The sequence below is a fragment of the Streptomyces sp. NPDC006265 genome (genome assembly GCF_040613555.1).
GTDB lineage: Bacteria > Actinomycetota > Actinomycetes > Streptomycetales > Streptomycetaceae > Streptomyces.
This window is the reverse complement of sequence record NZ_JBEXSH010000278.1, coordinates 1-9,922: the sequence shown is the minus strand read 5'-3', so window position 1 is coordinate 9,922 and position 9,922 is coordinate 1. Positions and strand designations below refer to the sequence as shown.

Annotated in this window: 7 protein-coding genes and 2 pseudogenes; 7 read left to right on the top strand and 2 right to left on the bottom strand. The window is 64.8% G+C overall.

The annotated features are described in order from the left end of the window. Positions 1-625: 625 nt before the first annotated feature. Positions 626-1,660 (bottom strand): hypothetical protein, encoded by a 1,035-nt coding sequence (locus tag ABZ281_RS22410; RefSeq protein ID WP_356658004.1) that lies wholly within the window; start codon positions 1,658-1,660, stop codon positions 626-628. After that, complete coding sequence (locus tag ABZ281_RS22405) at positions 1,657-2,307, bottom strand: hypothetical protein (protein ID WP_356658002.1); 651 nt, start codon at positions 2,305-2,307, stop codon at positions 1,657-1,659. Before ABZ281_RS22405 ends, ABZ281_RS22410 begins: the two co-directional genes overlap by 4 nt. Before the next feature lie 444 nt (positions 2,308-2,751). On the opposite strand from ABZ281_RS22405, the gene ABZ281_RS22400 reads away from it, so the two are divergent. From ABZ281_RS22400 to ABZ281_RS22370, 7 genes and pseudogenes are all read left to right on the top strand, one after another. Next, entirely contained in the window at positions 2,752-3,084 is a 333-nt protein-coding gene (locus tag ABZ281_RS22400) for a hypothetical protein (RefSeq protein ID WP_356658000.1), read from the top strand. Between the two features lie 50 nt (positions 3,085-3,134). Continuing rightward, complete coding sequence (locus ABZ281_RS22395) at positions 3,135-5,120, top strand: DUF6571 family protein (protein WP_356657998.1); 1,986 nt, start codon at positions 3,135-3,137, stop codon at positions 5,118-5,120. A gap of 100 nt (positions 5,121-5,220) precedes the next feature. Beyond that, positions 5,221-5,781 (top strand): hypothetical protein, encoded by a 561-nt coding sequence (locus ABZ281_RS22390; protein ID WP_356657996.1) that lies wholly within the window; start codon positions 5,221-5,223, stop codon positions 5,779-5,781. Between the two features lie 310 nt (positions 5,782-6,091). Next, a pseudogene (locus tag ABZ281_RS22385) lies at positions 6,092-6,291 on the top strand (glycosyltransferase family 2 protein); the annotation flags it as partial. 684 nt (positions 6,292-6,975) lie between these two features. Continuing rightward, positions 6,976-7,884: a hypothetical protein gene (locus tag ABZ281_RS22380; protein ID WP_356657994.1), complete on the top strand. Its 909-nt coding sequence runs from the start codon at positions 6,976-6,978 to the stop codon at positions 7,882-7,884. 859 nt (positions 7,885-8,743) lie between these two features. Further along, entirely contained in the window at positions 8,744-9,487 is a 744-nt protein-coding gene (locus tag ABZ281_RS22375) for a hypothetical protein (protein WP_356657992.1), read from the top strand. Between the two features lie 17 nt (positions 9,488-9,504). Further along, positions 9,505-9,922 (top strand): annotated as a pseudogene (locus ABZ281_RS22370) (hypothetical protein); the annotation flags it as partial.

Genomic DNA, 9,922 nt, shown 5'->3' with positions numbered 1-9,922 from the left:
GCCGCATCCTCCGTCTCGCCAGGCACTGGCCCTGGACCGGCCTGATCACCGACGCTCTGCAACGGCTCGCAGCCCTGCCGAACCCCGGCTGACCAGCAACTCCCCGTCCCCACGAGCAGCACCACCCACCCGGAGCCGTGGAACCCGGCGCCCCCCGACGCGACAGCCGGGCCACCAACCTGCCTACCTGCAGAAATAGCCACCGCGAACAAGCCGAAAGGGTCCGTCAGCAAGCTGACGGACCATCCTGCAAGATCGAGGCTAGAGCGACACTCAATGCCCTCGTATGACAGCGCACGAGGTCGGTTCCGGCTTGCCGGGAACCACTTGGCTGTCCTCAGTTACCGCAAGGGGAGGAAGCGCCCTTGGAACTGGCGGAGGCAGACGAACTGCGCTGGGTCGGCCTGACCGACCAGGCCGGAAACCTCGACTTCGCACTGAGCCCGCTGGTCAGCACCCTTCGGGAGCCCGCCGTCGTCCTTCAGTGGAGGCGCTCGGTGAGCACGGCACTCTCCACCACGGCGCGACGGGCTGCCTGCCGCTCGTACTACAGTGAAGAGGCCGCTCCAGTAGGTCGTTGGGGCGTGGCCGTGCCTCCACACCCCTTTGCTTCCCGTCCGCTCCGTCACCTGTTGACGGCCTGGATCTCCTGGACGGTTACGTTCTGCTCAGTTCCGAAGGTCCCATTGGGAAGGTCCCCGCCGGCGCCGCCCGTCCCAGTCCAGGTCACTTCCCACGTGATGGTCGCTCGCAGTTTGAACGAGCCGTCACCGGAAGAACGCAGGTACCTGATTCCGCAAGGCGGCGTCTGATCGGCTTTTCCCTTTGCGTATGGTTCACCGATTGAACCGTCGTCGTTGAAGGTGCACTCCCCTGAGGAGGGGTAGACCTCAGCATCCGAAGTTCCTGGCTCCAGCTTGAGCGCGATGGGCTTGGCGGTGGTTGTGGCCTGGAGGTTCACACCGCCGACGTCGAGTGAGGCGGTGACTGAGACGTTCTGGAACTTGGCTCGGTCGAGCCAGGCCCAAGTGGGAAGGTTGACCTTGGTGGTGTTCGCAGGGGCGAGGGATACCTCGGTGTCGGGCACTTTGATCCGGCTGTAGGCGAGATCGGCGAGAATCTTCGGGGTCACGGCGTTCTCCACCTTAGGTGTCTCGCCGTTCTCCACCCAGAATGTCTTCGTGTCACAGGCAAAGGCGGCTGGGTCTCCCGATTCCTCTCGGCTCTTGTCCCGAACAGCGTCCCACCACAGGCCCTTGCCCGTTTCGGACTTGTTGAAGTCCTTGTATGGTTTCCCGTTGATGTAGTAGTCCTTGGACAAGGCGTATGCCTCTCCCACACCACTAGCATGCGGGATGTTCCATTCTTTCTGAAATTCTTTGGAGAACTCGGCGGGAGTCCACTTCGGCTCGTACCAGCAAGCCGGTGGAGTCCAGTCGCCGGCGGGCCTGAACTGCCCGGCTTCCTTCGCTCCAGAGCCTCCGGTAGATCCCCGGAAAACGATGCGCGACTCGAGAGTCTGACCACTGTCCGTCTCGTTACTCCCCGAGACGTCGAACTGAGATCCGCCGGGATCCTTGGCGAAGGCTGCGCTGGACATCAGAAGTGTGCAGGCGATCACGAGCGTACCTACTGCGGCAGCGGAACCGACCTTGGTCACTGAACGCATCCCTTGCTCCCGCGCACGGACGTCCCGCTGGTCGTCTGCCACACTCCCTGCGTGGTCTTCTCCAAGCGGGTGTTGTACAGCACGTAGGAATCGTCCGAGGCCGGCGACCTGTCGACCTTCCCTGACTTTCGCTCCTTGTTGTATGCCTTGGTCTCATCGGCGCAGAAGGAGACGCCTGCCGACGTGTCGTTGAACAACTCGATCTTGGGGTTGTAGTACCGGGTGATGCCTGTGTACGTCAGTCCGGCGTCAACCCACTTCTGGACCCACTTCACGGACGTTGTGAGGGCCTCGCCCTGGTAGTAGAAGGTGAGGCCGGGGGTGTCCGTCTTGCCCTTGAGGATGGCGTCGTTGATCGCGGTCTGTGCTCGTGCGGCGTCCGCCAGCACCGCATCCTTCGTCGCGTTGCCCGTCTCCCAGCCCTCGAAGACGTCTTCCACGCCGCCGGTCAGCTTGATGTCGGGCCGCTCGGCGGAGTCCGACGCGCTTGGGCTCGAAGTCGCTTCCTGGGATCCGGTGTCGGACCCCGCGATCTTGTCGTTGTCCTTCGAGCCGGCATCACTGCTACCGCACGCGGTGAGCAGTAGGACTGTAGACGCAGTGAGCGCGACAGCAACGGACAAAGGGCGGCGCTTCACAGTGGCTCCCCGTGAGAGACAGAGGTTCAGTTGTGCACTGACGGTACCGGTGAGGTTTCCGGTTCACCACCGCGAACTTACGTGAGAGTGTGGGCAATTCAGGGCATGCTGGACTCCAGCGGCGTTGGTCGTGTCCGGATGGTGCCCTATCAGGTGACGGTGTTGGGTATCGCTGTGCCCGGGCGTCCGGCGCCGTGGCGTGAAGGGTTTCGATTCTCTGGCGTGGCGGTCTCAAGCCTGTCGCGATCGATACCCGTACCGATCGCAGGAGTCGCCCAGTCGTCGGAGCGTGCCCGTCGCGACTGCTTCTCGATGATGGTCCGGGTGTGGCGTGGCGCGGGCTTGCTGTCGTCATAAGTGGCGCTGAACGCGTTTGCTCATCCGTGCAGGCGAAGCGAAAGCGAAACGTTTGCTGTGTAGGGTGCGCTCGGATGAGGGGGAGGCATGGGAGCCGACGGCGACAACCCAAAGGTGGACAACCCGGACCGCGTGCGGCTGCAGAAGCTCAAGCGAGAGCTTGAGAAGGAGCGGGGTGAACTCGTGAGCTCCTTGAAGAAGGCGGCTGCGGACATCGGAAAAGGCGGCCGGGACTCGGTGAGGTCATGGGTCGGCAAGAACGCCGACAAGTGGCACGACGACGTGGCCGGCCACCGCAAGACGGTACGAACGCGCATTGACAAGGTACTTGAGGACATTCAGCGCGAAATCGACCGCATGCCGGAGAAGGTCACCCAAGAGGAAGCCAACTCGATGAACCGCAGCAGACACATGTACTGAAGCGGCCTGAGAGCAGCACTGGATCCGATGAGAGCGGAACGGGGAACGGCATGCGCCCGGATGACGGGGGAAGCAGCGGCGGCGTCTTCTCAGGGATCGACCCGGAGAAGCTCAAGGGCACGATCGACTCCGTACGGCGTGACCAGGGGACCCTGCAGGACCGGGCCTCCTACTACAAGGCACAGCTCGCCTACTGGGGCGTGGGCGTCCAGGAGCTTGCCGACATCTTGAAGGTGGCGTCCTGGGCCCAAGGTGAACTCCCCATGCTGAAACGGCGTTACCACTTGGCCCTCAACATGGACAATGACCCGTACCCCGGTTTCGCGGGCATGGTCCAGATCAACGAGGCGCAGGTGAACAGGGCCGCCAATACCGCGGCGACCAAGGCCGCCAAACGTGCCGCGGAGCTGGCGAAGAAGGACCCCGAGGACCTCAGCCCCGAGGAGTTCGACGAGTTGGATGCCCTATTCGCCGAGAACTACGACGAATATCCCTTTGCCGAAAAGGTCGTCGGAGCTCTCGGAGCGAGGAAGACGCTGCAGCTCTGGGAAAAGATGAGCAACCTCGACAGGCCTTCCGGGTACGGAGAAACCTCGGACTTCGAGCGGGCCGATGAGCTCGAAGAGATGCAGAAGCACCTGAGTCTCACCGTGGCCGCAGCCACCAACTCCAACTCTCCGGAGATGAGGAAGTGGAAGAAGGACATGGTCGAGATCGGTGACGATCCGATCTCGGATCCGGGTCCTGCTCCGAACGGGGGCTCCGGCGGTCCTGAGGGTTTCATCGTCATGAGCAACCTCATGCGCTACGGCGACTATGACGACAAGTTCCTCGAGGACTACGGAACCGCGCTCGTCAAGGAAGACAAGCGGGTCATGGAGGGTGCCGACAAGCTCTACGGATCCGGCTGGGGCACCACGAGCACGGTCAACCACCTGGGCAACGATGAGGGTAACGACCCTCTCACAGGTTACATGAAAGCACTTGCCAACAGTCCTGGCGCAGCGACCAAGTTCTTCACCGCCAAGCAGAAGGGCGACGGCGGTAAGGCCGAGACCAACTTCAAGTACCTCTTCGAAGAGCGCAAGTGGCCGGACGACAGCATGGAAGGCAAGGAGAGTGTGACCGGTCGGAACTCGATGGGGCACGCGCTAGAAGCGGCAACCACCGGGCATCGGCCCGGTGAAGCGGCTACGGCCGAGGACGTGAAGCACTCGAAGGAACAGGCGGGTCTGTTCAGTGCGCTTGTGAAGTCGGTGTCCGAAGATCAGGACCGACTGCGGGAACACGGATACATGTCGGACAGCTTCGCCAACATCTCGGCTGAGTACTTGCCGGATCTGCATCGCGCCCTGGGTACAGACGTCATGTACGGGGACAAGCTCTATCCAACTCCGGGCGTCGCAAGCCAAGTTGACAAGTATGACGCCGTGCGTTTCCTGCATGCAGTGTCCCGCAACAAGGAGGGATACGACAGGCTTAACGTCTCCCAGCACGTCTACGCTGCCGCGCTGATGGAGGCGCAAAAGAATCACCCAGATGCCTACCCCCAGACCACTGATGCCGCTATCGACGATATCGCCTATGGAACCGGACTATTCCAGGGTGTTATCGGCGACGGCCAACAGTTCCAAGCCGAAAAGAGCGACGCTGAGGCGAATGCGCGAGACGGTGCCTGGAAGGAACACGCGAGCCTGTGGGGCGGCTCCCTGGTCGGGAGCACCGTAGCCATCGCGACGGCGCCGTTCGCAGGTCCGGCGGGCGTGTATGCGGGTGGCTTGGCCGGCACAGCCGCAGGCGAGGTCTTCAATGGCATTCTCGACGGCTTTGACGGCGATGGGTCTAAGGAGAAGGAGCAGGTCTACAAGAACGTGGAGCGTGCGGATCAGATCGAACGCTCAGCCATCCTGACGACGCAGGAGTCCGTCAAATCAGCCACGGGTGATGCGGCGGCCGCATCCAGGGCTGGCGATGAGGCGGGCAGGGGATTTCGTGACAGCACTTCCCTCATCGAGCGCACCAGGGCCGCCCAGTAGCATTTCAGTCGGTTCGAAATTGATTGGGTGATCAATCTTGACGGATTTGAGCGGCCGGAGAGCTCTCCGGAATCCTCTGGTCTACGGTGCGGTGGCTGCGGTGGCCGTCATCGGACTGCTTGTTGCCTACTTCCTCGGAGCTTTCGAGGGGCGTGGAACCGTCAAAGCTGACGATGTGTGCCGTCAACTCCCCGACCAACAGGCGGCTGCCGACATCTTCAACTCCATACTGCCTCAAGCTGCCAGCTACGAATTCATTACGGGGCCATCAGCAAAAGCAGACTGGCACTACAACAGCGACTGCTTCGCAAAGGGTGACGGTGAAAACCTCCTCATCCTGCATGCCAACGCGGTCTCCACTGTGTCCTGGCGCAGGTGGGCCGATCACGAGCTGCCCCCTATCGAAGGAAAGGTCGAAGATTTCAGCGCTGGGATAAAGGGGATCTCAGCCGCTAATCTGGCCGCGATCTACGTCCCGTGCTACTCCAGGGAGAAGGTGAGCAAGGAGCCGTACAGTCTGACCGTCTACGCCGAGGCCCCACATGGGCTTGAAGGCTCGAAGGAAGAGGGACGGCAGGCGCTCATCGAACTGGCTACAACAGTAGGCCGTTACGCCCACAAAGAAGCGAAGTGTGATCTTCCGTCCAAACTTCCAGGCTGAGGACTGCATCCCTCGTATTTCAGGGCGGACACAGTGGTTTACCGGTGAGCGCGCCACGCTCAATCACCGGCACTTCCCCTTACGGACCTGATAGTCCGGCATCCTTAGCAGACTGGGCACACACGCGCGTCCCTGTGCGCGGGCTTCCGTGAGGTAAGCGCACTTGGTGGGACACGCCCTGAGCCGTCCGATGGGGTCCGCATGCATGCGCGACAAAGGTGCCCACTGAAGCTTCCCCTCCTCTTCGCCCTGCTGGTCTACCAGGGCTGGACCCAGCACGAGGTCGATGCCGCCAAGACGCGGTCGCCCTGTGCTCGGTGTCGGCGGCGTCAGCGAGGACACCCTGGCCGAGGACACCGACCTGGCCTTGGCCCTGTGGCGGTCCGGCTGGCGGGTGCCGTACGAGGACTCCGTCGTCGCCTGGACCGAAGTGCCCACCATGAAGCGGCCGTTGTGGCGGCAGCGGACCGGTGGTGCTACGGCACGCTCCAGGCGATGGGGCAGCGGCAGCAGCCGACGTGACGGCCGTCGCCCCCGATGTGCCGGATTTCTGGTTCGAACTGCCTCCCGGCTTCATGGAGTTCGGCCTCGACGAACATGCCGAAGCACGCCTGCTGTGGATGGCGGAGGCTACGGACTCGCACTTCACGACCGCAACGCCGGAGCAGAGGTTCAGCCTCGTCGTGTCGAGCGAGTACATCCTTCAGACGATGAATGCGGCGGGCGCCCAGCGCGTGTCGAGCTGCCTGCTGCGCATGCCCGGCGACCAGCTGTCCCAGGGCACGCTCTTGGGGGTGGTCGGAATACCGGAAGACGGGCCCGGAGTTCCAGGACCGAAGGGGCGGCGAAGCGGACGGCCGTCCAGTGGCGCGACCTGTATCCGGAAGCCGAGGCCGGGCTGGTCATGCTGCTCTGCGGCATCGCCGCCGTCTGCATCCGCGATCAGGAGCTGCAGATTCCAGGCGTACCGTTCGGCCCGTAGGAACCCCTATCTGTCACGATCCGGCAGGTTGTGTGTGACGTTGAAGACCGGTCCCGGTTCCGTCTTCTTCGTCTTCATGACCGAGGACCTCGATCACTGGGCCCAGTACCGGGAGGTGCTCAGCGGCATCATGCAATTGGTCTCGGCGGAGCAGCCGCGGGAGGAGTATGCCCGGGCCGCCGGCCTGGAGGCCGGAGAACGGAGAAGCCGGCATGAGCGACGTGACGCAAGCAGCGGACGAGGCGCGGCAGAGGCGCGCCCGCCATCCCGCCCTGCTCGCGGTCGGCATCGGTTGCTACATGCTTGCCGTGATGGCCGGGATGTTCCTTCTGGTAGACGATGCCGGGCCTTTGGCCCTGGCCCCCTTGTGGATCGTGCACGGCGTGCTACTCATCGTGCTGATCCGGAAGCTGGGGGCAAGGGCATCCAGTACGTACGCGATGATCTTCATCCTGATCGCGTCCGTGATGTTTGTATACGTGGCCGACATAGGCCGCGATGACCTCACACTGCAGCAGCGGGGTGAGAAGGTCACGGCCAAGGTCGTGAAGGAGTGGCGGGATCCTGCTCAGGGGCGCAAGGCCCGTGACTACAACTACTCGTTGGAGCGGGATGGCGGCACCAAGGTGCCAGGTCCTGCTATGAGAGCGACATCCGACCTCTACGACGTCGGGCAAGAGCTGACGGTGATCGAGGACTCCGAGGGCGAACTCCGTCCCCAGACGCCGGGCCAGGCGGATGCGACGGGCGAAGCTCTCGGAGCGGGCGCGTTCGCCCTCGCTGCACTCGGTTCCGTCGGCTGGATGACCTGGCGAGGATCCGACTCCGCGAGGCGCCGGGACGAGCAGGAGGGGCCGGGCCGGATCCGGAAGGCGTGCAAGACCATGACGCGCGACCACTCCACGCAGGATGAGCAGGAGGAGAAGCTGCGCGAGGCCCTGCGTACGTACCCCGCCGGCCGGTGTGGCTACATCGAGGTGGCCCCGGAGGAATTCCTGGACCTGACGCACGGCCGGGCGGCACGGATCGCCTGGGAGGTGGGCCTGCGCGCGGAGGCGATGGGCAACCGGGGGGCGTGGCGCTTCAAGGAGACCGTCCTCGAAGAAGTGCCGCACGACTGAGTCGCAGTGGACGGGTCGAGCACGGCCGACAAGTTGACGAGGCCGCATGAACGGATCGGGCCGCCCCCTTTCCTCGGCTACCGGGCTGGTGGCTGACGGCCATTTGGTTCAGGGCGGTCATGAGTCTTGTCTCGGGGCGGGCAACTCGGCCGCCAGGGCGGTCGGGACAGCCCCTTGTGCCTCCGGGGCGCGGCGGTCCCGCAGCGCGTCCGCGCAGACCGGGCACACCGCCACATCGAGCCGGTCCCGGCGGCCGAGCGGACACCAGCCGGTGCGCAGGGCCGCACGACGGTGCAGGGGACCCAGCCGGTGAGGAGAATGCGTCCGAGGTGTTGATAGGAGTCGCCTACCCCTACGTCCCGAACGCGACCGCATGGCACCTGACGGTCGGCGGCCGCGTACGGCGATGGGGCGACGTCGGCCGCCGCGGCCATTCCCTTCCCGGAGCACGGGTACGCGACGCCCCACTACCGACTTCGTGTGTGAATCGTGCAGGCATGATGGCCGACAGGTGACGAACCAGCCGCTGGGCAAAGGCCGTTGGGCTCCGTGGTGATTCGCTGGCGCACAGGTGGTGCTGTCATCCGGGGCTGGTACCGGCCGGGTTGAGCCGGTTCGACGTTGCAGATGGATAACAGGCCGCAACCTGCGGCCCGTGGGGTCGGACGCGCCTTGAGGGGCTTATGTGCGGCTGATACGGTGCGATGGCTTGACACTCACCCCCAGTGCTGGCTATTCGCCCAGGTCGGGCGGTTACGTCCGGCCCGTCCCGCACTTCTCCGTGCGGGTCGACGCGGGTGAAGTGTCCGAATTGAAGGCACATGACAGACATCTTCTTGGGTGTACGGGGAGCGGTTGCGTGAAGATCCAAGAGCGTACGGGGGCGGGCGCCGGTCGTTCCGCCGCTCCGGCTCAGCCGTCGGTCGGCGACCGGCTTCCCACCCCGCCTCGCGAGCGCAAACCGGCACTGGCCGCGCTCGCGGTGCTGCTGATCCTGGTGGGTGCGCTGGGCGCGACCATGCTCGTGCTTCAGGCCGGGGACCGGATCGAGGTCGTCAAGGTGACGGCGCCGATCCCGGCGGGCGGCTCGGTCAGCAAGTCGAACACGACCTCCGTCATGGTGGCCAAGGACGACAGCATCCACTACGTCGAGTGGACCCAGCTGGACCAGCTGAAGAAGCTGAAGGCCGTCAACGCCATCCCCGCCGGAGTCGTCGCGGTCGGCGAGATGTTCGGCGACGAGGCGGGTGTCGCGGCCGGCAAGGCCACGGTGGGTCTCTCCCTCAAGGCGGGCCAGTACCCGACCGGCATCAAGGAGGGCGACACCGTCGCGGCCTACCGCGTCAGTTCCGCCACCGGCGCCAACTCCGGCAACAGCAACAGCGGCAACTCCTCTTCGTCGGCGTCCAGCAACTCCGTCATCGCCGACAATGCCCGCGTCAGCTACGTCCCGGACCCGAAGGACAGCGGCGACGAACTCGTCGGCAGCACCAACCTGGCGGTCACCCTGACCGTCGACAGCGACAAGGCCGCCGACCTGGCCCAGGCCGCCTCCAACGGCGAGGTCGCTCTCGTCAAGGTCCCCGGTAACTCCGGCAACTAGAAGGCGGCACCCACCCCATGGCGCTCATCGCTCTCGCCGCCGACAAGGGTTCCCCCGGCGTCACCACCGCGGCCGTCGCGCTCTCTGCGGTCTGGCCCCGGCGTGTCCTGCTCGCCGAGGCGGACCCGGCGGGCGGTGACCTCGTCTACCGCAGTGCCGCCGCGCACGGCGGACCGCTCAACCCCAACACCGGCATGCTGTCCATCGCCGCCACCGCCCGCCGTGGCCTCGTGCCCGACCAGCTCTGGGACCACGTACAGCCGCTGAGCGGTGGGCTGGAGGTCCTTGTCGGGCTCGGGATCGCCGAACAGGCCGCCGGACTCGCCGGGTTGTGGCCCACCCTCGGGCACGCCTTCAACTCCCTCGCCGACTCCCCGCACGCCGCCGCCGACGTCATCGCCGACTGCGGACGCATCAGCGGCGACACCCCGGCCG